The organism is Halovivax ruber XH-70 (assembly GCF_000328525.1).
Taxonomy (GTDB): Archaea; Halobacteriota; Halobacteria; order Halobacteriales; family Natrialbaceae; genus Halovivax; species Halovivax ruber.
In genome coordinates this window covers 2,448,153-2,471,176 of record NC_019964.1, presented here as the reverse complement: position 1 = coordinate 2,471,176, position 23,024 = coordinate 2,448,153, and the positions used below count along the sequence as shown (strand labels likewise).

15 protein-coding genes are annotated in these 23,024 nt (G+C 65.9%); 12 read left to right on the top strand and 3 right to left on the bottom strand.

Features of this window, described 5'->3' with window-relative positions; translation table 11 throughout:
* Window positions 1-123 precede the first annotated feature (123 nt).
* The 5 genes from HALRU_RS11845 (at window position 124) to HALRU_RS11825 (ending at window position 12,290) form a co-directional block, all read left to right on the top strand.
* The gene (locus HALRU_RS11845) at window positions 124-1,122 is read left to right on the top strand and encodes a winged helix-turn-helix domain-containing protein (RefSeq protein ID WP_015301625.1); all 999 of its coding nucleotides are present in this window, start codon (window positions 124-126) and stop codon (window positions 1,120-1,122) included.
* 78 nt (window positions 1,123-1,200) lie between these two features.
* Window positions 1,201-1,836, top strand: a complete 636-nt coding sequence (locus HALRU_RS11840) for a hypothetical protein (RefSeq protein WP_015301624.1) — start codon at window positions 1,201-1,203, stop codon at window positions 1,834-1,836.
* Between the two features lie 263 nt (window positions 1,837-2,099).
* Window positions 2,100-2,537 (top strand): ester cyclase, encoded by a 438-nt coding sequence (locus HALRU_RS11835; protein WP_015301623.1) that lies wholly within the window; start codon window positions 2,100-2,102, stop codon window positions 2,535-2,537.
* Between the two features lies 1 nt (window position 2,538).
* Window positions 2,539-11,043 carry an outer membrane protein assembly factor BamB family protein gene (locus HALRU_RS11830; RefSeq protein ID WP_015301622.1) on the top strand — a complete coding sequence of 2,835 codons (8,505 nt, stop codon included), beginning with the start codon at window positions 2,539-2,541 and terminating at the stop codon, window positions 11,041-11,043.
* 77 nt (window positions 11,044-11,120) lie between these two features.
* Window positions 11,121-12,290 carry an SPFH domain-containing protein gene (locus tag HALRU_RS11825; protein WP_015301621.1) on the top strand — a complete coding sequence of 390 codons (1,170 nt, stop codon included), beginning with the start codon at window positions 11,121-11,123 and terminating at the stop codon, window positions 12,288-12,290.
* A gap of 113 nt (window positions 12,291-12,403) precedes the next feature.
* On the opposite strand, the gene HALRU_RS11820 is transcribed toward HALRU_RS11825, so the two are convergent.
* On the bottom strand, window positions 12,404-13,180 hold the full coding sequence (locus HALRU_RS11820; RefSeq protein ID WP_015301620.1) for a proteasome assembly chaperone family protein: 777 nt from the start codon (window positions 13,178-13,180) through the stop codon (window positions 12,404-12,406).
* A 201-nt stretch (window positions 13,181-13,381) separates the two neighbouring features.
* Between HALRU_RS11820 and HALRU_RS11815 the strand changes: the two genes are divergently transcribed.
* From HALRU_RS11815 to paaK, 5 genes are all read left to right on the top strand, one after another.
* Window positions 13,382-14,638 carry an ABC transporter substrate-binding protein gene (locus HALRU_RS11815; RefSeq protein WP_015301619.1) on the top strand — a complete coding sequence of 419 codons (1,257 nt, stop codon included), beginning with the start codon at window positions 13,382-13,384 and terminating at the stop codon, window positions 14,636-14,638.
* Window positions 14,639-14,649: 11 nt separating this feature from the next.
* Entirely contained in the window at window positions 14,650-16,698 is a 2,049-nt protein-coding gene (locus HALRU_RS11810; RefSeq protein ID WP_015301618.1) for an ABC transporter permease, read from the top strand.
* Complete coding sequence (locus HALRU_RS11805) at window positions 16,698-17,498, top strand: ABC transporter ATP-binding protein (RefSeq protein ID WP_015301617.1); 801 nt, start codon at window positions 16,698-16,700, stop codon at window positions 17,496-17,498. Before HALRU_RS11810 ends, HALRU_RS11805 begins: the two co-directional genes overlap by 1 nt.
* Window positions 17,495-18,217, top strand: coding sequence for an ABC transporter ATP-binding protein (locus HALRU_RS11800; RefSeq protein ID WP_015301616.1), 723 nt, complete (start codon window positions 17,495-17,497; stop codon window positions 18,215-18,217). Before HALRU_RS11805 ends, HALRU_RS11800 begins: the two co-directional genes overlap by 4 nt.
* A 215-nt stretch (window positions 18,218-18,432) precedes the next feature.
* Window positions 18,433-19,716: a phenylacetate--CoA ligase PaaK gene (gene paaK, locus HALRU_RS11795; RefSeq protein ID WP_015301615.1), complete on the top strand. Its 1,284-nt coding sequence runs from the start codon at window positions 18,433-18,435 to the stop codon at window positions 19,714-19,716.
* A gap of 80 nt (window positions 19,717-19,796) precedes the next feature.
* Here the strand turns inward: paaK and HALRU_RS11790 are convergent, their stop codons facing one another.
* Window positions 19,797-20,246 (bottom strand): PaaI family thioesterase, encoded by a 450-nt coding sequence (locus tag HALRU_RS11790; RefSeq protein WP_015301614.1) that lies wholly within the window; start codon window positions 20,244-20,246, stop codon window positions 19,797-19,799.
* A gap of 78 nt (window positions 20,247-20,324) precedes the next feature.
* Between HALRU_RS11790 and HALRU_RS11785 the strand changes: the two genes are divergently transcribed.
* Complete coding sequence (locus HALRU_RS11785) at window positions 20,325-20,870, top strand: VOC family protein (RefSeq protein WP_015301613.1); 546 nt, start codon at window positions 20,325-20,327, stop codon at window positions 20,868-20,870.
* 114 nt (window positions 20,871-20,984) lie between these two features.
* Window positions 20,985-22,028, top strand: a complete 1,044-nt coding sequence (locus HALRU_RS11780; protein WP_015301612.1) for a BtrH N-terminal domain-containing protein — start codon at window positions 20,985-20,987, stop codon at window positions 22,026-22,028.
* Between the two features lie 214 nt (window positions 22,029-22,242).
* Here the strand turns inward: HALRU_RS11780 and HALRU_RS11775 are convergent, their stop codons facing one another.
* Window positions 22,243-22,983, bottom strand: coding sequence for an SDR family NAD(P)-dependent oxidoreductase (locus HALRU_RS11775; protein WP_015301611.1), 741 nt, complete (start codon window positions 22,981-22,983; stop codon window positions 22,243-22,245).
* Between the last annotated feature and the right edge of the window lie 41 nt (window positions 22,984-23,024).

Below are 23,024 nucleotides of genomic sequence, written 5' to 3'. Positions count from 1 at the left end.
CCGTTCCGGGTCGGATCAGGAGGAGCCAGTTAGCGCCGTCCACGGCGATCTCCGCCCCTCCGGGAACGCTCTCCCGGCGCCACGGTGGAAAAGTACTTCACGCGTTACTTTCGAATGAGGCGCATGTCTCGTGGGGACGCGGCCGATGCGGCGACGCTGGCACCGGACGACGCCTTCGCCGTCCTGGCCAACGAAACGCGATTCGAGATCGTTCGGGCGCTGTGGGAACTGTACGAGCCGGACGACCCGGCCAACGTGGTCAAATTCGCGGACCTGTACGACGGGGACACCGCGGTCACGTTCTCGGAGCTGTACGACCGGGTCGGCTACGGCGACACCGGGAACTTCAACTACCACATCGAACAGCTCACCGACCACTTCGTCCGCCGGACGGATTCCGGGTACGAACTCACCGAGGCCGGCTTCGAGATCGCTCGGGCGGTCATCGCGGGCACGGTCAGCGAACGGCCGAGTATCGACACCGCGGAGATCGACGCTACGTGCCCTCGGTGTGACGCTCCGGTCGTCGTCTCCTACGAGAACCACCACGTGAAGGTCTCGTGCAGCCAATGTCTGGGCATCTGGCAAAACGCGGCGGGCGACGAGGGCGTCCTGTTCACGTTCGCATTCCCGCCGGCGGGGCTGTCACACAGGACGCCGGACGAAGCGTTTCACGCGACGCTCGCGTACAACTTCAACCGGATACGATCGTTCATCCACGGCGTCTGTCCCGACTGCTCGAGCGTGGTCGAGGGCTCGCTCGATATCTGCGAGCCGCACGAACCCGGCGGACGGGGCGGCTGTCCGGACTGCCATCGACGCCACCGGATCGAGGTCTCGACGGTGTGCAACCGGTGTAAATCGGTGGCGCGCGGACCGCTCACGATCGCTATCTTCGCCCATCCGACGCTGATCTCGTTCCTGCACGACCACGGTGCCGTCCACCACTTCGCCTCGTGGGAGACGTTCCACCTGGCCCAGACCGTCTCCGAAGACGTCGTCGATACCGACCCGGTTCGTATCCGACTGACCGTTCCATGTGACGACGATCGGTTACAACTGACGCTCGACGAATCGCTCGAAGTCGTCGATGCCATCACGAAATTATCAGTGGACGGATAGTACGACGATACAGTCGTCGGCCCGACAGTAATATCATACAGATTATACTTATCGTCGTGGCAACCCGAGTGGTCTTCGATGTCCGACGGGATCTCCCGACGACGTGCGCTCGCACTGCTTGGAACGACGGCGACGGCTACTGTGGCCGGCTGTTTATCCGACGAGGATGCACCGGACGACGGCTCCGGTGCACTCGGTTCGAACACGGGCGCCGACTCCGATGCCGAGGTCGAGGACACCGGCCCCGCCCCGGATGACGTAACCTACGGCGACGTCGTCGAATACGAGTCGTCCTTCGCCGTCGATCTCGTCATCACTGGCGAGATGGCGGCTAGCGGCACACAGGTCGTCTACGAGGGCGATTACCGGGTCGAAATCGAGGAAGAGGACGGCCAGGTCGTCGAAATGTACGGCATCGACGGCCAGCACTACATCAACGTGATGGGCCACTGTGATCCCGACAGTCGCGATGCGGACCAGGGACAGTACGTCGACGCCGAGCAGGAACCGGATGCGAGCACGGCGTCGCTTCCGGCGGTCGGTACGGCCTCCATCGGTGGCGAGGAGGTGTACGTGTTCGAGGACGGGCCGGACACGATATACGTCAGCGTCGACACTGGCTATCCGGTTCGAATCGAGGGGCCCACCACGCAGGCGGACTTTCACTCCTGGGGCGCGACCGACCCGATCTCGCTTCCCGACGAGTGTCCCTGAGATCGTAGGTTTATACCTCGCCTGTGGTACTGCGTTCGAATCGTGAGGACCCCGCGCGAGCTACAGCTGTCAGAATCCTCCTGAAGGGCCTATTGGCTCCTCCGATCCCTGCCAGTGGCGGGTGTCTTCGACCGGGTTGCAACGGGCCACTCTCCGTCAATCTGTATGGAAAATCACAGTATCGCGGTATAGTAGCCGAACTCACAGTATTGTCATACAGATTATTCTTATGATCGTCACGTTCGAAGTTCTCTCAATTTCCGATGACAGCCGCAACCGGACCGAAATCGACGGCAAACCCGGCCCACCTGATGCTCCGCGAGGTGTGGAGCACCGGGGATATCGAACTGATCGACGAACTCGTCGCGGACCGACACGTCCACTACGACCCCTTGTTCGACGAGCCGATCGCCGGGGCGAGCGCGCTGAAAGAGTGGGTCGGGACGGTTCGGACCGGATCGCCCACCCTGACCAAGAGCGTCCGCGAAACGTACGTCGACGGGAACGCGGTGATCCTCACCTACACCTCGACCGGCACCCACGACGGCGAGATCATGGGGATCGCGCCGACCGGTCGCTCGTTCGAACTGGAGGGCGCGTCCGTATTCCGCGTGGACGACGGTCGGCTGGTGGAGACCGTCGACGTCTGGGATACGTTCGGGCTCTTCTCGCAGATCGGCGCGTTCCCGGAGGTCGTCTGAGATGGGGACGGAGTCTACAGAGGGGTGGCGGAGATATCGACCGGAAGCGGGCGCGTGGACTCGCGTCCCCGCGATCGCCGTCGCCGTACTGACGGTTGTCCTGCTCGTCGCATCGCTGGCTCTCGTCGGTTGGGGGACGACGGGCGGGGCGGTGGCTGACGGAGACGACGGCGACGGAGGACTCGAGATTTTCGACGCCACGTCGCTCGAGTCGGCCGCCCAGCCCGCGGCAGCCGACGTAGATCCGCCGACGGCCCGCTGGACGTATCCCACCGGCGATGACGTTCGCTCTTCGCCGACGATCGTCGACGGGACGGTTTACGTGGGGAGCCACGATGGCAACGTGTACGCGGTCGACGTCGACAATGGCTCCCTCGAGTGGCAGTTCGAAACCGGCGACGCCGTGGATTCGTCGCCGGCGGTCGCCGACGGAACGGTGTACGTGGGAAGTCAGGATAATTCGGTCTACGCCATCGACGCCGAGGACGGCACTGAGGTGTGGAACGCATCCACTTGGGCGAGCGTTCGGTCGTCGCCGACGGTAGTCGACGGCACCGTTTACGTCGGGAGCTACGAGAACGCCTCCAGGGAGCACGACGCGACCGTCTACGCGCTGGACGCCGAGACCGGCGAGGTGGAGTGGAAGTTCTTCGGGGAGGCCTCGGTCCGGTCCTCGCCGGCGGTCGCGGGCGGGCTGGTCTTCGTCGGCGACCTTTCCGATTACGGGGAGGCGAACGTCATCGCCCTCGACGCGGATGATGGATCCGTGGCGTGGAGCAGAACCGTCGATGGACAGGTTCAGTCGTCTGCGACGGTCGTCGACGGGACGGTGTACGTAGGGAGCTTCGACAGGGTTAGCGGAAGCCACGAGCACGCGCTATACGCGTTTGACACGGACACCGGTGCCGAACGGTGGTCGTTCGGAACCGATGGCGGGATTCCCGGGTCGCCGACCGTCGCCGGCGACGTCGTCTACGTCGGGACCATGGACAGAACCGTCCACGCGGTTCGAACGAACGACGGGACCGAGGTGTGGAACTACACGGTCGGCCGGCTGAACACGGGCGAGTTCCGGTCCTCGCCGACGGTCGCCGGCGACGCGGTGTTCGTCGGGAGCTACGACAACAACCTCTACGCGCTCGACGTCGAGGACGGCTCGGAGCGCTGGTCGTTCGAGACGGGACACCAGATCCGGAGTTCGCCGACGGTCGTCGACGGGACCGTCTACGTCGGCAGCCGCGACGGCAGACTCTACGCGATCGGCGCGGGCGTCGGCACCAGCCTCGACTCCCGCGTACTGGCGGGCACCCTCGGACACCACGACCGCGACCTGCTCCCCTCGTTCACCAACGAGCCGGTAGAACCCGAGACAAACGAGGAGACGACGTTCGACGCCTCACTCTCGACAGCGGTCGACGGCGAGGTTGCGACCTACCAGTGGGACTTGACGGGTGACGGGAGCGTCGACGAGACGACGAGCGACCCCGTACTCACCCACGCGTACGACGCGCCGGGCGAGTACAAGGTGACCCTCGAGGTCGTCGACGACGCCGAGTCGACCGCGTCGGTGACGAAGCCGATACTGGTGAGCGAGCGCGGCGACCTGGCCGGCGTCGTCAGGAACGAGAGCGACGGCGAACCGATCGCGGACGTCGAGGTGACGGCGATCGACGACGGGGACGTCATCGGGGAGACGACGACCGGCGCCGACGGTACGTACGCGCTCGAACTTCGGGCCGGCACCCACCGGGTCGAGTTCGCCACCGACGAGTACGAGGGCGATCACGCGCCGATCCACGAGCACGGCGTCGTCGTCGAGGGCGACGTCACGACCACGCTCGACGTCGATATGCTGCCCTGGGGGGACGGCTCGGCCGACTCACCCCACGCTATCACGACGGTCGACGTGCTCCAGACGGTAGCGTCCGAGATACGCGTAAGCGGCGGCTACAGCCGGTGGGATCACTACGTTCTCGGCGACGACATCGTCGCTGTGGAGACGGAGCACTGGAACGGCGGCGCGGGATTCGAGCCAATCGGCGCCTCCGACGTCACGTTCAGGGGCGCGTTCGACGGCGCCGGACACGAAATTTCGAACCTGACGATCGACAGGCCCGAGAAGGACGATGTCGGTCTCTTCGGCTCCCTCGAGGACGGCGAGGTGAGGAACCTCACGATCTCCGACGCGAGCGTCGCGGGTGGCGACGACGTCGGGCTGATTGGCTCTGTCGACGGCGGGAACGTGACGGGCCTGACGGTCGACGGTGCGACAGTCTCGGGCGACTATCGAGTCGGGCTGGTCGGCTCCGTCGACGGCGGGAACGTGACGGATCTAGCGATCAGTGACGTGGCCGTCGACGGCACCGCCGATCTCGGACTCGTCGCGACCGTGACCGGCGGGACGGTCGCGGACGTCGAGGCTGACAGCGTCTCGGTCAGCGGCGACGGCTCGACGGTCGGCGGGGCGGTCGGCGTGCTGGACGACCGCTCGACGCTTCGAAACGCGACACTGACGAGCTCTGTCACGGCCCAGGGCTACTCGAGCACCGTAGGCGGCGTCGTCGCCGGCGCGTACGACAACTCGTCGATCGAGGGCGTCGACGCGGACGTCGATGTCACCGTCGCCGGCGACGGATACGACGTCGGCGGCATCGTGGGCTATCTGGGGACGTCCGAGCTGGCCGATTCCACCGTCGAGGGGTCGGTCGATAGCTGGACCGGCTGGTGGGCCGGTGGTGCGGCCGGCCGCGTGGCCGCGAACGCCTCGGTCTCCGACACGCACGCGGACGTCGACGTCTCTGGCGGCGATCGAGTCGGCGGCAGCGTCGGTCAACTCGTCGATTCGACGCTCGAGACGTCGAGCGTCGCCGGCGACGTGACCGGCGATCGGTGGGTCGGCGGCATGGCCGGCGCCCAGTACGGCGGCTCGCTCGCGGACTCGTACGCGGTCGCGGGCGTGGTCGGCGACGAGTACGTCGGCGGGCTGACCGGACTGCTCGAGGAGAGCGATCCGGACCGTCCCGCACCGACCCTCGAGACCTCCTACGCGGCCGGCCTCGTCGACGGCGGGGACGCGGAGACGACGGGCGGACTGATCGGCAACGCCCAGGCCGGGACGGCGACGGACGCCTACTGGGACGTCGAGGCGACGACCCAGGCGGCGGCCATCGGTGCGAACGAGGCGACGACGAGCGGCCTGGTGGGACTCGAGACCGACGAGATGCGCGGTGAGGACGCCGACGAGGCGATGTCCGCACTGGATTTCGAGGAGCGCTGGGAAACTACCGAGAGCTACCCGACGCTCCGGAGCCACGGCGGCGTGCCGTCACCCGTCCCGTCGCTCTCGGGGACCGTCACCGACGCCGACACCGGCGATCCGGTCGCGGGTGCGACGATCGCCGTCATCGACACCGAGACCGACGCGACGGTCGCCCAGGCCGAGACCGACGCGGTCGGCAGCTACGAAGTCCACGGCCTGGATTCGGGCAGCTACGTCGTCGTCGTCAGCGCCGACGAGTACGAAACCCGCGGTGTCGATTCCGTCGAGGTCGAAGCCGGCGAGGAAACGACCGAAGGCGTCGAGCTCGATCCGGTCCTGTTCTTCGTGGAGATCCAGTCGACGAACGAGCTGGTGGTCGAAGGCGAGACGGTCGACGTCGCGGTCAGCGTCGAGTACGTGGGCGATGGGCCGGCCAACGAGACGGTCGAACTCAGGGGCCCCAACGACGAACTGCTCGCCAGCGAGACGGTCGCGTTCGACGACGACGGCCTCCAGACGGTCGCCTTCGAGTGGGAGACCGACGGCGACGACGTCGGCACCCACGTCCTCCGGGTCGAAGCGAGTGCAGACGCGGACGACGTCGACGTGACGGTCGAGGCGTTCACTCAGGCGACGTTCGAACTCACGCTGGACTCGACGAACTCCCCGGTGACCGCGAACGAGACCGTCGAGGTGGAGACGACGGTCGAGAACGTCGGTGACGAATCCGGAACCGAGACGGTCGAACTCCGCGACGCCGACGACGAGATGCTCGCCAGCGAGACGGTCGACCTCGACGCCGGCGAGAGCGAGCCGGTCACCCTCGAGTGGGAGACCGGTCCCGATGACGTCGGCCAGTACTACTTCACGGCCGTTACCGCCGACGATGCGGAGACCGTACCCGTCGCAGTCGAAGCGGACGACCTCGGCATCGTGTTCTGGCCCACCAAACCCGAACCGCACGAGACCGTCACCTTCTACGCGTCGGACGCGGCGAACCCGACGTGGGAGTTCGGCGACGGAACTACGGCTCAGGGATCGTTCGTCTTCCACGAGTACGAGTGGCCCTGGGGAACGCGGTCGGTGACCGTGACCGACGTCGACGGCACCGAAGAACAGTTCGACGTCCCTGTCCGGCCACCGACGCTCGAGTGGGATCCACAGCCGATGGCCTCGACCTCGATCGATCGGGAGTACGGCGGCGTCCCGCTCTCCGGCGTCGAGTGGGAAGAGACGTTCACGGCCAGGCTGCTCAGCATGGACACCGTCGGCGCTGAGGCGGTGGACGTCGAGGAGTTCGTCTTCGAACTCGGCGACGAGACGCAGACGAAACTCCCCCAATCCGACGGACTCGCACAGGAGGCGTCGGCGACGTTCGACCTCGGCGACCTCGACGGTGACGAGGTGCTGACGGTGACCGCGGTCACCGCCGACGGCGGTGAGTGGGAGATGACCGAGCTGGTGTCGGTACTCGAGACGCCCGAGTGGCTCGAGGACCCGCTCGAGGACGCCGAGATCGATCGGGCGGAGGGTACGATCACGACGATGGTGGCACCGAAAACGGTGCTCGACGAGACGACGACCGTCGAGGGGCTCCCGACCTCCGATACCACGTTTATATTGTTCAGCGAACCTATCGCGACGTTCACCTACGACGCGGACGCCGTCGCAGGAACTGCCACCTTCGACGGCGAAGCCGGTGCGTCCCTCAGTCCGTTCATCGACACGGGCTCGAAGGCTGACGTGGTGTCCGAGGTCACGTTCGACTCGGATCTGGCAGTCGAGTCGTCCTCCCTGAGTGTAGACGGGGAGATGTACAACGTCCCCGGTCCGGGCGTCGGGTTCTCGGTACCCTGGGTCGGTGAAGTCGGCGTCGGGAGCACGCTCGACTCCAGGCACCTGCTCGAGGCTGACTTCGGCGACGAGCTGTTCGACGAAGCGGGCGAGCCCGACGTCGAAGAGGGCTCGATGGGCGCCGGGTTCACGCTCTCGATCGACGCGATACTCGACATCCTTGGCTGTGGCGTACACACGGGCGGCTCGGGCTCGATAGACGGGAAGGGAGACTTCGGCGAACAGGTCGACGGGACGAACTTCCGTGGAGAAGGAACGCTCTCGGCCGAACTCGGCGTCTTCTGTGGTCCCCTCGAGTGGAGCGACGGCCCCACGTTCGGTCCGGCCACGTGGGGCGGCGGCCTCGACGACGGCCTCACGCTCGCGATGGGCGCGGAGGCGGTCGAGGATCCCGAGTGGGCGTTCGCCTCGAAGTACGGCGAGCGACCGTTCGCCGACGAGGACGATACCGTCTCGACCGCCGCGGGTGCTGGAGCGATCGGCACCGCCGACGGCGTCGAGCGGCTGACGGATCGGGATCTGGCAGACACCCAGCCGACGATCGCCGTCGACGGCAACGACCTCGTGACCGTCTGGAGCGCCCAGGACGGCGACAAGAACGTCTCCGACGGCCGCGACCTGCACTACCAGCGCTACGACGGGAGCGAGGAGCAATGGTCCGACGTCGCGTCGCTCACCGACGACCTGACGAGCGACGAGCGGCCGTCGCTCGCGGCAACCGACGAGGGCGTCCTCGCCGTCTGGTCGACGTGGAACGAGTCCGTCGACGAGGGGGAGATCCAGAGCCCAGGTGACCTGTTCCCCCGCCACGAGATCGCGTTCGCGATCGACGACGGTGACGGCTGGAGCGAGCCAGCGATCCTCACCGACACCGACGGGATGCAGACCGCGCCGTCGGTCGTCGGGATCGAGGACCGGTGGCTGCTCGCCTGGGAGGCCGTCGGCCTGGTGGATGAGAACGTCTCCGGCGTCGACGTACGGTACGTGACCGTCGACGCGAGCGGCGAGGCCGGTGACGTGGAGTCGATCGAGGACGCGACGCTGCCAGCGCTGGGCGTCGCGCCCGGGGGCGACGGTGACGCGGTCACGCTGGCCTACGCCACCGTCGACGAGGGTCCGACCGCGGATCCGTTCGCCGGCGAGAGCCGGACCGGAGCGGTCGTCACCGAGCGAGTAGCCGCCGACGGCGGCCGCGAGGAACTGCACCGCCACGACGCGGGCAACGCCACCTCGATCGCCACCGACGCCGGGCGGACGGTCTGGGTCGACGGCGCTCTCGACCCGACCCTCCACGAGAGCGAGGCTTCCGGCACCACCGGAGACCTCGACCTGCGCTCGGACGTCCACGACGTCTCGGAACTCTCACTCGCGACGGCGGGCGACGACACCGTCCTCTCCTACCGCGCGATGACCGACGGCGAGAGTGCCCACGACCTCGTCTACCGGCTGGACCGGGGCGACGGCTGGATCCACGACCGCGAACACGTCGCCGTGGGCGAGGCCAATCACACGGCGTGGCTCGCCGACGTGACGCCGGCCGCCGATGGCGAGGGCTTCTACGCCGCCTATGCCGTCCAGAAGCTCGACATGGACGCCGTGAACGACGTCTTCGTGGCCGAGCACGAGTTCCGCCCGGCGTTCGACCTCACAGCGACTGCGACCGAGGCCCCCGCCGGCGAGGCGTCGACGGTCGCCTACGACCTTCGAAACGTCGGCGACGTCGCGACCACCGAGGGCGTGACAGTCGCAATCTCGAACGCGACGGGGGTCGTCGCCGAGGTCGATCACGACTCCCTCGAAGCGGGCGAGACCGTCTCCGGCGAGGTCGTGTTGTCCGTCGATGCGAGTGGGACATTCGACTTGCACGTTGACCACGGGGAGACGGTCCACGACGGGGTCGAGGAGGTGAGCGTCGTCGCCGCCACGCCCTCGCTCTCGATCGAGTCGATCGTTGGCGAACGTATCGACGCTGCGACGGTGACGATCTCGGCCGTGGTGCAAAACGACGGCGGCGCAGCGGCGGTCGACGTCCCGGTCTCCTTCGATACTGGAACCGAAACGATCGCCGAGACGACCGTCGAGCGGATCGAGCCACTGGAGAACGCGACGGCGTCGGTGACGGTCGACACGGCGGCGCTGAACCGGACGGTTGCAGATTCGGTGCGTCTCGATCCCCACGGATCCCTCGGAGCCGCCACGATCGAGCAGTCCGAGCGCTCGGCGTGGTTCCTTCGGCCGGATCTCGCGGTCGGCGCCGTCGAGTACGCTGCGGACGGCGACAGCCTCACTGCGAACGTTTCCGTCGCCAACCGCGGGGACCTGGCGGCCGAGGCAACCGTGCGGATCGTCGACGACGCTGGGGCGGTGGTCGGCGAAGCACCCGCGTCGATCGCGCACGCCACCGAGGAGAGCCCCACGTTCGCGGTCGTCCCGGTCGAGCTCGACGAAATCGAGCTGGGAACACCCGTCACCATCGTCGCCGAGGGCGACGTCCCCGACGCTGATGCGTCGAGCAACGGTCTCAGCGACGAGATTGGGCCGGTGTACGACGCCGATCGCCCCACGTTCGACGTCACCATTACGAACGTCCGCGAACCCGACGCGTCCGGCGACGATCTCGCCGTGGATGTCGCGGTCGAGAACCGGGGCCAGACGGCCGATAGTCAATCGGTCACCCTCTTCGTCGACGACGAACCCGTCGACGAGAGCGACGTCGATCTCGAACCCGGATTCGTGACGACCGAGAATCTCGCGATGGGGATGGACGAGGGCGACCGACTCGGGATGAAACTGTACGTCGAGAGTCAAACGAACCACGACGCGAGAACGATCAATGTCGGGTCGCTCTCCGATGACTCCGGTGGGATACCGTCGCTTCCGCCCGCCCCATCGCCGGACCCGGCCCAGTTCGAGATCACGGAGATCGACGCACCTACCGAGGTCGAGACGGGCGACGTAGTTACGGTGACGGCGACCGTTCAAAACACCGGCGAGGAGTCGGGAACGACGACGGTCGCGCTGGATCTCGACGGACAGCCGATCGACGAGCGCGTGCTCGAACTGGAGGGAACCGACCGGGTGACACTGCAGTTCGAGATTCCGAAAGCCGAACTCACAGTCGGCGAGTACGACGTCCGCGTCGACGTCGGTGACGACGCCGTGACGACGACGGTGACCGTCACCGACCCCGACGACGCAGCCGATCGCTCGCCAGCTACCGACCGATCGCCCACAACCGACGGGACCGACACCGACCCGACCGATGACGAAGCGCCGGGGAACGGCGAGTCAGACGAATCAGGAGACGACGCGATCCCTGGCTTCGGCATCCTGGTGGCCCTCGGTGTCCTCGTCGCGGTCGCGTCTGTGTCGCTTCGACGACCCCGAACCTGACGGGTTTCGACGCCGCGGTGCCCGTCGCGGTCGGTGTCGAGGCGAAACACTTTCCGATTGGCACCCGTAGTGGCCGTATGATACTACCCGGGTTCGTGCCGGTCAGACCACTGCTCGCGAACGGCCCGACGATGCTTTTGGGCATCGGTGCGCTCGCGCTCCTCGTAGTCGTCGTTACGCTCTGGCAGTCCGTCCGATTCGTCGACGCCTACGATCGCGAGGCGCTGACCGTCTTCGGCGAGTACCGCGGGCTGCTCGAACCGGGGCTCAACATCATTCCGCCGTTCGTCTCGCGGACCTACCGCTTCGACATGCGGACCCAGACCATCGACGTCCCACACCAGGAGGCGATCACGCGGGACAACTCGCCGGTCACCGCCGACGCGGTCGTCTACATCCGGGTCATGGATGCCAAGCGGGCGTTCCTCGAGGTCGACGACTACATGCCGGCAGTGTCGAACCTCGCCCAGACGACGCTCCGAGCCGTGCTGGGCGACATGGAACTCGACGACACGCTCTCTCGCCGAGAGATGATCAACAATCGCATTCGCGAGGAGTTGGACGAGCCCACCGACGAGTGGGGGATCCGCGTCGAGAGCGTCGAGGTCCGCGAGGTCACGCCCTCGAAGGACGTCAAGGGAGCGATGGAGAAACAGACCTCCGCGGAGCGCACCCGCCGCGCCATGATTCTCGAGGCCCAGGGTGAACGCCGGAGCGCGGTCGAACGAGCGGAGGGTGACAAACAGAGCGACATCATCCGCGCGCAGGGTGAAAAGCAGAGCCAGATCCTGGAGGCGCAGGGTGACGCGATCTCGACCGTCCTTCGGGCCAAATCCGCTGAATCGATGGGTGAACGGGCGGTCATCGACAAGGGGATGGAGACGCTCTCGGAGATCGGCCAGGGCGAGTCCACGACGTTCGTCCTCCCGCAGGAACTGTCCTCGCTCGTCGGTCGCTACGGCAAGCACCTGACCGGCAGCGACGTCGCCACGGACGACGGCACGCTCGACAGTCTGGAGTTCGACGAAGAGACCCGCGAACTGATCGGCCTCGACGACATCGCCGAGATGATCGGCGAGATCGACGCGGAGGCCGAAATGGACGTCGAAGCGATGGAAGAGCAGGCCAAGGCGATCAAGGAGGGCCAGGACATCGGGATGGACGATTCAGCCGGAATGGGCGAGTCTGTCGGAACGGACGAATCAGCCGGAACGGATGTCCCGCCCGAACCGTCGGATTCGGAGTGAGGCCGGACAGGGTTCGCGGCCAGTGGTCGTGACACCGTCTCCTCTTGGTTGGCATCGGTTCTGCACGTCGAGTTGCCGACGATCCGGCCCGTCGAGGATGTCGCTTGTCGCCGCTACTGGTACATGCCGGAGCCCTTCGACCGGAACTGTCGCTCGTTGGTCGCCTCTTGCCCGTTTGCCTGCTGGGCTTGCTGGAACTGATCCGCGACCTGTTGCATGCGCTGTTGAATCTCTTCGGCCTGTTCGTCGAGTGGCGTGGTGTCGACGTCGAAGTCGACGAGCGGTTCGAGCGCGTTTTCGACGACGGACTTCGCGGCGCGGGGATCGGGCAGCTGTGGGTGGGCGCGAACGACGAGCAACGCGGCGGGCACGCCGGCCTGGTAGCACTGTCTGACGAGTGCACCCGTGACGCCACCGACGACGCCGCGTTCGTCGGCCATCTCGATGTCGGCCGCCTCGAGTTCGTCGCGAATCGCCTCGGTCGTCGCGATCGCCGTCACCTCGCCCAGTTGCTCTTCGGAGTTCGCCGGAGCGGCCGCGATGAAGATCGCTCGACCAATCTCGCTCGCGACGTCCTCGATCACGCATCGACTGAGTGGTTCGTAGGCTGTCTCGGGTATCGTCAGGTCGCTCTGCAGTGTCATGACGGCCGGATGACCACAGCCGTACACCCGGACGAGGTCCTGGACGAATCCCTCGTCGAACGTGGTGACTGGCGGGAACGCGTCGGACGTGATGTTCCCGCAGTGCGTGAGATCGAGCTGGTCGTTGAGCAGATCGACCGCGATCGAGGCGACGAGTCCGTGACCTGGGAGCCCCTCGATGAGCGTCGGCTCGTCGGCACTCAACTCGGCGAGTTGCTCGTAGGTCGTCGAAGAGTCTGCGGACATCTCACCGGCACGTTCGACGGGGACTGTCAAGGATCTTTGCAAAGTCGTGATTCACACTTCAAATCCGGAATCGCTGTCTCTGACGGCTGTAATTCCTGGTGATTGTATTGGGCATCGAAAATTCCGGATACAATATTTAAAACCCTGTTATATAGTGGGAACAGACTATTGGAGTTGGTATTCTCCGTATCTCCGTGTCCTATGCCACGTGATATCACAAATCATCGACGGCGATCCGTGCTGAAAGCGGCGGGCGTCGCCGGCGTTTCGGCCCTGGCCGGGTGCGTTGGCGATCCAGACGAGGTCGACGATGGTGACGACGAAAATTTCGACACGGTCCAGTTCGGCGTTCTCGAACCGTTCACCGGCGACTTCGCCGACCTGGCCGAGGAGCGAAATCAGGGCGAGCGCCTGGCAATCGAACAGATCAACGCGAGTGACGAGTTCGACTTCGAGATCGAGTACGAGGAGTACGACACCCAGCTCAACGCGGAGGACGGTATTCAGGCCGCGAATCAGGCGATCGAGCGCGACGGGGCGCAGTTCCTCACTGGGGCGATCTCGAGTTCGGTCGCCCTCGCGATCAACGGCATCGCAGAACAGAACGAAGTCATCTACACGCCCGGTGCGGCGGACACCTCGATCACCGGGCAGGAGTGCAACGAGTACGTGTTCCGCTTCGAGACATCCACTGCCCAGATCGCCGAAGTGATGGCCCAGTGGACCGCTGAGAACCTCGGGAGCAGCATCATGTACTCGCTCGCGGACTACGCTTACGGCGAGTCCGTCGGTGAGGAGTTCGGCTCGCGGATGCAGGAACAGACCGACGATTACGAGGAGGTTCTGACCGTCGAACCCGCGGAGAGTGCGACCGACTTCGAGGCGTTCATCACGCAACTGTCCGACAACGCGGCCGACGCTGACGCGCTCGTGGTCGGCGCGACCGGCGGTCACCTCATCCGCTTCCTCCTGCAGGCCTACGAGCGTGGTCTCCACGAGGAGATCCCGATCGTGACGACGACGGGTTCGTTCGCCGTCGTCCGCGGGGGCGCGACCGAGGCCGCCCAGGGCATCTACAGCGGGACACGGTACGTTCCCGGTCTCGAAACCGGGACGAACCAGCAGTTCGTCTCGGACTACGAGGCCGAGTACGACGCCCAACCGGACAACTTCTCCCGCGTCGGCTACGGCTCGATCATGATGGTCGCGCAGGGGATTCAGGAGGCGGGTTCCCGCGATCCCAGCGTCGTCAGAGAGACGCTGTCCGGGATGACCTACGAGTCCATCTTCGGCGACGTGACGCTCCGCGAGTGCGACCAGCAGGCGACGAACCCGGTCTGGATGGCCGAGAACGTTGCCCCGTCTGGCGGCGGCGAGGTCGCCGACGTGGACCTGCTGACTGAACTCGATGGCGAGGAGGCCGCACCGGCATGTGAGGACACCGGCTGTACGCTGTAACGATCGTCACGATGGGAGGAGCTATTACACAGTCGTTCGTCGACGGTGCAGTCGTCGGATTCCTCGGTCCCGAGCATTTACAGCAACTGCTGGATGGCCTGACCCGCGGGTTCATCTACGTGCTCCTCGCCGCCGGTCTCTCGGTCATCTTCGGCGTGATGCACGTCATCAACTTCGCCCACGGCGAGCTATTCGCGCTGGGGGCGTTCTTCGCGATCTCCGTGCTGGGCGTCACCAGTGGCGTGTTGGGCGGCGGCTTGGGGTTCGTCGCGGCCCTCCTCGTCGCGCCGCTGATCGTCGGCGTGATCGGCGTCGCGATGGAGCGATACGCCGTCCAGCCGCTGTACGGGCGGAATCCGTTGTATCACATTTTGTTGACGTTCGGGTTCGTGATCGTCATCAACGACCTGATCTATCTGGTCTGGGGAACCAGTCCACAGACGCTGCCGACCCCGGATGTGATCAGCGGGACCGTTCCGTTGTTCGGCCGGGCCTTCAGCGTCTACAACTTCTTCATCATCGTCATCGGGAGTGCGATCGCAGCCGCCGTCTGGGCTATACTCACCTACACGCGCTTCGGGCTGATCATCAGGGCGGGAGCCCAGGACCGCCAGATGGTCAAGAACCTCGGGATCGGTATCGACCGCTACTACTCGCTCATCTTCGGTCTCGGCGCGGCGCTGGCCGCAGTTGCCGGCGTCATCCTGGGGAGTCGATCGGGTGTCACGCCCGAGATGGGAACCCAGATCATCATTCCGGCGTTCGTCATCGTCGTCATCGGTGGCCTCGGGAGCTTTCGCGGCGCCGTCGTCGGTGGCCTCTCCGTCGGTGTTCTGCAGGAGTCGATTCTGCGCCCGTACGCCCCGGAACTGGAGGGAATGGTGATCTTCCTCCTGATGATCGGCGTGTTGATGGTCCGCCCGCGAGGCCTGTTCGGCACCGAGTTCGAGGAAGGTGGCGGCGAACTCCTGACCGGAACCGGAGGCGGACTCCTTTCGGATGGCGCTCGCCTCAAACTGGGTGTCGGAGTCCTCGTGTTGTTGGCGATAGTGCCGTTGCTAGCCGGATCGGTCTTCTCGACGTACTACGTGACGCTGCTGGTGCGGATCCTGCTCTGGGGACTGTTCGCCCTCGCGCTCGACTTCGTGATGGGCTACACCGGCCTCGTGTCCCTTGGCCACGCGCTGTTCTGGGGACTTGGGGCGTACGTCTCGGCGGTCGTGCTGGTACACAGCACCGAGTCAGCGCTCGTCGCCGTCGGCGTCGCGCTCGTCGTCGGTGCGGCGGTCGCCTGGGCCGTCGGGTTTCTCTCGGTCCGCGTCCACGGCGTCTACTTCGCGATGATCACGCTGGCGTTCGCTGAACTATACACGAACGTCGTGACCAGCGTCGATGGCTGGCTCGGCTGGGAACTTACCGGCGGGTCCGAAGGCCTGTTCGGCTTCTCAGCGTATTACGGGATCGGTGGAGTCGGCATCCAACTCGACGAGATCGCACTGTTCGTCGGCCCACTCTCCCTGACTGGAACGGAGTTGTTCTACTACATCGCCCTTGGGTCGCTCGTCGTCGCCTACCTCGTCACCCGTCGGATGCTCCAGTCACCGTTCGGAAGCGTCCTCAAGGCGATCAGGGAGAACGAAGAACGTGTCCGCTTCCTCGGGTACAATCCGACGGTGTACAAACGGCGCGCCTTCGTCGTCAGCGGTATCTTCGCGACGCTCGCGGGGTCACTGTACGTGCTCAACTCCGGCGCCGTCTTCCCGGAAGCGACCGAGTGGCTGAAATCCGGCGAAGTCGTCGTCATGGTGCTGCTCGGCGGGATGGGAACGCTCTACGGGCCGATCCTCGGCGCGTTCACGTTCTTCGGACTGGAGGAACTCCTCATGGATCACACCGACCGGTGGCGACTACTACTCGGTACCGTCTTCATCCTGTTCGTGATCTTTCTCCCGCGGGGACTCGTCTCCATCCCGGAGAAACTCGCCGCGCTCGCCCCCGATCGAGGCCGCGAAACCGAGCCGGAACCGACTGCAGAGATCCAGACGGGGGATGGTGACTGATGTCGCGAACTGAGACACCTGCCGAAGACGAGTCTGTCGTCGACCGAATGCTGGAAACCGATGGCCTGACCAAACGCTTCGGTGCGTTCACCGCCGTCGACGACGTCGATCTCTCGATCGAACAGGGCGAGTTCCGGAGCATCATCGGGCCGAACGGGGCGGGCAAGACCACCCTGTTCAACCTACTCTCGGGTGCGCTGCCGGTCACCGAGGGCTCGATCCGCTTCGACGGGACGGAGATCACCGACCTCGCGCCCCAGGAGCGGGTCCACCGCGGACTCGGCCGGTCGTTCCAGATCCTGAACATCTTCGAGGAACTCACCGTTCGCGAGAACGTTCGGCTGGCGGCCCAGTCGGTCCATCGCGACGACTACGGCTTCTTCGAATCGCTGTTCAAACCGACCGACCGCCACGAGACGATCAACGCCCGTACCGACGACGTGCTCGATCGCATCGACCTCGCGTCCGTGGGCGACGAGGAAGCGGCCGCGCTCGACTACGGCGGCAAACGCCGCCTCGAGATCGGGATGGTGCTCGCGACGGACCCGCAGGTCGTGCTGTTCGACGAACCGACCGCGGGGATGAGCATCGAGGAGACAGAGGCGACGATCGACCTGATCGAGGACGTGCTCGCGGACCAGACGCTGTTGCTCATCGAACACGACATCGAACTCGTCATGGACCTCTCCGATCGCATCACGGTGTTGAATCAGGGCGAAGTCATCGCGTCGGGCCCGCCGGACGCCATCGCGGCGGACCAGGCCGTTCAGGACGCCTACCTCGGGGGGATGGTCGAATGAGCCCCGATCCGATGCTCTCGCTCGCCAACGTCGACGCCGGCTACGGCGAGACGCAGATCCTCACGGACGTCTCGCTCGACGTCGGGGAGGGTGAGGTCGTCTCGCTGGTCGGCCGTAACGGCGCCGGGAAGACGACGACGCTCCGATCGATCGTGGGCATCGTCGAACCGACCGCCGGGTCGATCGAGTACCGCGGCGAGGCGATCACCGGGCTCGACGCGGTCGACACGGCGAAACGCGGTATCGCGCTCGTTCCCGAGGAGCGGCGGATCTTCCCGGAACTCACCGTTCGTGAGAACCTCGAACTCGCCGCCTACGGCGGTGCGACCGACGCCGACGGCCTCTCGATCGACGCGGTGCTCGATACGTTCGAAAATCTCGCCGATCGAACCGACAACGACGGAGCCTCCCTCTCGGGCGGCGAACAGCAGATGCTGACGATCGGGCGCGCGCTGGTCAGCGGGGCCGACTGCATCCTGCTCGACGAGCCGACGGAGGGACTCGCCCCCTACATCGTCCAGGACGTGATGGACGCCGTGCGCGATCTGAACGAGCGCGGGATCACCGTCCTGCTCGTCGAGCAAAACGTCCACGTCGCCCTCGAGCTGGCCGACCGCAACTACGTGCTCGATCGGGGCGAGATCGTCTGGGAGGGCGGCTCCAGCGAACTCGAGGCCGACGAGGCCGTTCTCGACCGGTATCTGGGGGTGTCGCTGTGATCGCTCGCGCCCAGCTACCGACCTGGGGAGCGCGTCAGCAATCCGGTCGGCGATGGCAGACCCCCAGCGGTCGGCTGTCGTCGCCCGGTGGCGGCAGCCCCTTCGCGTATCGGTACCAATATACAGAATCGACGAGCAACTATTCGACCGACGCTCGACGCCGATTCGGGGCCCGGCCGGCGAGCGAACGAGACAGACTGCGTAACTGAGGACCAATGTATCAGGATATCGAAGCCACGCCACGAGACGAACTGACCGACGTACAGAGCGAGCGACTGCGAGAGACGGTTCGACACGCCTACGAGCACGTCGATTTCTATCGCGAACGGCTCGACGACGCCGGCATCTCGCCCGACGACATCGAGTCGATCGAGGACATCACGGCGCTACCGTTCACGCGGAAAGAACATTTTAGAGACCAGTACCCGGACGGCCTGTTCGCGGTGGACGACGCGGACGTGCAGCGCATCCACGCCTCGTCGGGGACGACCGGAAAGCGCAAGATCGTCGGCTACACCGAGAACGACCTTCAGGTCTGGCGCGACGTGATGGCTCGCTCGCTGACCGCCGCGGGCGTCGAGCCGGGACAGACGTTCCAGAACGCCTACGGCTACGGCCTGTTCACCGGCGGGATGGGCTTTCACGACGGCATCGAAGAACTCGGCGCGACGGTGATTCCGGCCGGCGGCGGCGACACGGCCGGGCAATTGGATCTCCTTCAGGACCTCGACGTCGACGCCCTCGGCAGCACGCCGTCGTACTGCCTCTACCTTGCCGAAGCCGCCGAAGACCGGGGAATCGATCCGACGGACCTGCCGCTCTCGACCGTCGTCATCGGCGCCGAGCCGTTCACCGACCCGATGCGCGAAGAGATCGAGGCCGCCCTCGACGTCACCGCCATCGACATCTACGGCCTCTCGGAACTCATCGGCCCCGGCGTCTCCGTCGAGTGTGCCGAGGCCCAGGACGGGATGCACATCCAGGAAGATCACTTCTACCCGGAGATCGTCGATCCGGACACGGGCGAACCGCTTCCCGAAGGGGAACGTGGCGAACTCGTGCTCACCTCGCTCACCAAGGAAGCGCTGCCCGTCATCCGCTACCGAACCGGCGACGTCACCAGCCTCAGCTACGACGAGTGTGCGTGCGGCCGAACCACGGTCCGGATGGACAACGTCAGCGGCCGCGTCGACGACCTGCTCATCGTCCGCGGCGTCAACGTCTACGCAAGTAGTATCGAAGAACTCATGATCGAGATCGACGACGTGGCTCCCTACTACCGCATCGACCTCTACCGGGAGGGGACGCTCGATACGATGGAGATCACCGTCGAGCGCCACGTCGACTCGACGAAGAGCGCCGACGAGATCCACGACCTGATCGACCGTCGTCTGCACGAGGTACTCGACGTCACGGTCGACGACCTCTCGGTCGTCCCCTACGGCGAGATCGAGCGCCAGGAGACTGGTAAGGTCCAGCGCGTCTTCGACCACCGGTAGTCGCAGTCGGCGCGCTCACCGTCTCGAATCGACTTCTTCGAATCCGTCCAGTACCCGTCGATAGCGTAGCTGTGAGGCTGTCAGGGTCGGTACACTCGTCCACGGAACGTCGCGATCCGGCCGTCGGTGGCGGGGTCGCCAGCGCTCTCCTGTTCGTCGTCTGCTCTGCCGTCCTCGGTATCGGGCGTCACGACTACCTCGTACTCGCCGGTCTGTCGGGTCTCGTGGGTTCGCCGGGCGGTCGCGGTTAGCGTCGTCCCCACCTCGACGGCTTCGAGGAAGGAGACGTTCGTCTCCAGGGCGAACGCGTCGTCGCCGTCGGCGTTCGAGGCGGCGGCGAAGGCCGCGTCGGCGAGCGAGTTGATGGCGCCGCCGTGGGGCACCCCGTGGAAGTTCAGGTGGTCCTCGGTGATCGACAGTTGGGTGGTCGCCGAGCCGGAGCCGATCGACACCAGTTCGATGCCCAGCAACGAACAATAGGGGTCGTCGCTGATCAGCGCCTCGCGGTCGGGAGAGACCTCCTCGTCCATAGCCGTGACTGGATCCGAACCACCTTGAATGTCCGCTTCGGGGGTATCTTCTTGTCGATGCCGTCCGTTGCAGTGGCCATGACAGAGCCGTCGTCATCAGAAGACGGAGACGGCGACCCCGATAGCACAGCCGCCAACCCCGATCGCGATCTTCGTATTCGCGTCGATCACGTCGGCATCGCCGTCGAGGATCGCGACACGCTGGCGCCCGTGCTCGAACTTCTCGGCGGGGAGCTGATCGCCGACGAACCCGCAGACGGCTTCCGCTGGATCCAGTACGAACTGGGCGACCTGAGTCGGATCGAACTGATCGAGCCGACCGCCCCGGACACGTTTCTCACCGACTTTCTCGATCGGAACGGAACCGGCTTCCACCACGTCACGTTCGAGGTCGCGGCCATCGACGACATCGTCGCCCACCTTCGCGAACACGACCTGCGCGTCGTCGACCGGGCCGACCACGAGAAGTACCGCGAGGCGTTCGTCTCCCCGCGTTCGACGGGCGGCGTCCTCTTCCAGTTGATGGAGTACGAACCCGGCTACTGCGAGGCCTACGGCGAACCCGGGGTCGGTCACGACCTCCTGACCGACCACAGCTATCTCGACCCGGCCGAGTCGCGCTGAACTGTGCCTAATTCGGGCGGGTACGGGCGGCTCGCAGGGAGTCAGGGGCTGACTTGTGCGATCCCGTCATCGGGCTTCAGAACCGTTATCGGAATCGGCCTCCGACGTCGGCGTATGTCTCGCGTCGACGGCTACGCCCACGGCACCGGCGACCACTGCGGGTCGACCTCGCTCCGCAATCTCGCGACCCACTACGGCTGGGACAGCGACGAACCGACCAGCTTCGGCCTCGCGTCGGGTCTCGGCTTCACATTCTTCGAGCTGTCGGAGAGCCCTCACCGCGGCTTCTTCGGCCGGCCACTCTGGATCGAGGACGCCTTCTTCTCCCACCTCGGGATTGGCTTCGACCTCTTCGAACCCGGCGTCGCCACGGATTCCACCGTGGACGCCGACCGCTGGAACGCGATCGTCGACCGACTCCGCACGCAGACGGCCGCGGGCGACCCGGTGCTGGTCTACACCGACATCTACCACCTCCCGTACTTCGGCACGGACACGCACTTCGCCCCGCACACGCTGCTCGTCGTCGCGGTCGACGGCGACGAGGTCGTCCTCTCGGACAGCGAGTTCGACGACCTCCAGCGGATCCCGCTCGCGGACCTGCGCGCGGCGATGGCTTCCGAGGCCGTCTTCGAACTGGGCTACCGCCATCTCGTCGTCACCGACCCGGAACCGACGGTCGACTTGCCGACGGCCGCGCGAGCGGCGATCACACAGACGGCCACCTACGCTCTCGAACCGGAGGCGGTCGATCGTCCGCTCGGTCCAGCGACCCACGGCGTCGCGGGAATTCGTGCACTGGCAGACGACGTCCCGACGTGGTCCTCGCTCCCGGATCCCCAGTGGACGGCCCGCTTCGCCTACCAGAACGTCGAACGCCGCGGGACGGGCGGCGGCACCTTCCGCTGCCTCTACGCCAGGTTCCTGGACCGGATGGTTCCCAAACTCGACGAACTCGACCCGGCCCTGTCCGAGCGGACGGCAGCCGTCGCCGACGACTGGACCGACATCGGCGCCACGCTGAAGACCGCGAGCGAACTCGACAGCGCCGACGAGCCCGAATTCGAGGCGCTGTTGACCGAGGCGAGCGAGGCGATCCACGCCGTAGCCGACCGCGAGGAACGCCTGCTCCGAGCGTTTCGCGAGACGCTTCTCTGAGCGCGTTACTGACTCGCTCGGGGGTAAAAATCTGGACAAAAACGCCGCTCGGTCACTCCGTTCACTCGCGGTCAGACGTTCTCGGGGAGCCAACCACCGTCCACCTCGAGGTTCTACACCCACCTTTTTCCCGCTCGGGTCGCTCGGTTCCCTCGCGACCGCTCGGGCAAAAATCTGGACCAAAAAGCCGCTCGTTCACTCCGTTCACTCGCGGTCAGACGTTCTCGGGGAGCCAGCCACCGTCGACCTCGATATTTTCGCCACTGACGTACTCGTTTGCGGGGTCGAGGAAGAACAGGATCGGCCGCGTGACGTCGTCGAAACTGGCGGGCCGGCCGCGGGGCAGTTCGTCGGGGAACTCCGCGGAGTTCTCGACGACGTAGGGTGAGACGGCGTTGACGGTGATGCCGTCGTCCTGGGTGTCGGCGGCGAGCATTCGGGTGAACATGAGGACGCCCGCTTTCGCCGCGAAGTACGGGAAATTCTTCGGGTTGACGAGTCCTTTTTCGGCGGAGGCGTACCCGACGTTGACGATCCGGCCGAACGCCCGATCGCGCATCGCGGGGAGCGCTCGTTTTGCACACAGCCAGGTCGCGGTGAGGTTCGTATCGAAGACGCGTTGCCAGGTGTCGACGTCGATGTCGGCCCAGTGGTCCGGGGCGAAGTCACCGACGTTGTTGACCAGACACTCGACCGGTCCCAGTTCGGATTCGATCGTCGCGAAGAGGCCGTCGACGCTGTCGGGGTCGGTGACGTCCGCCTGGACGGTGGCCGTCGCCGGTGCGCCGCGTTCGTCGGCCGTTTCGGCGACGGCCGCCGCAGCGTCGGCGCTCGTGTGGTAGTGGACGGCGACGCGAGCGCCGCGCTCGGCCGCGGCGAGGGCGATCGCTCGCCCCAGCCCCCGCCCGCTTCCGGTCACCAGCACCGTCCGTCCGTCGAGTTCGGGTCCGTCCATACGATCGCTTCGCCGTCGGGTCGGTTAGGTGTAGTGGACGG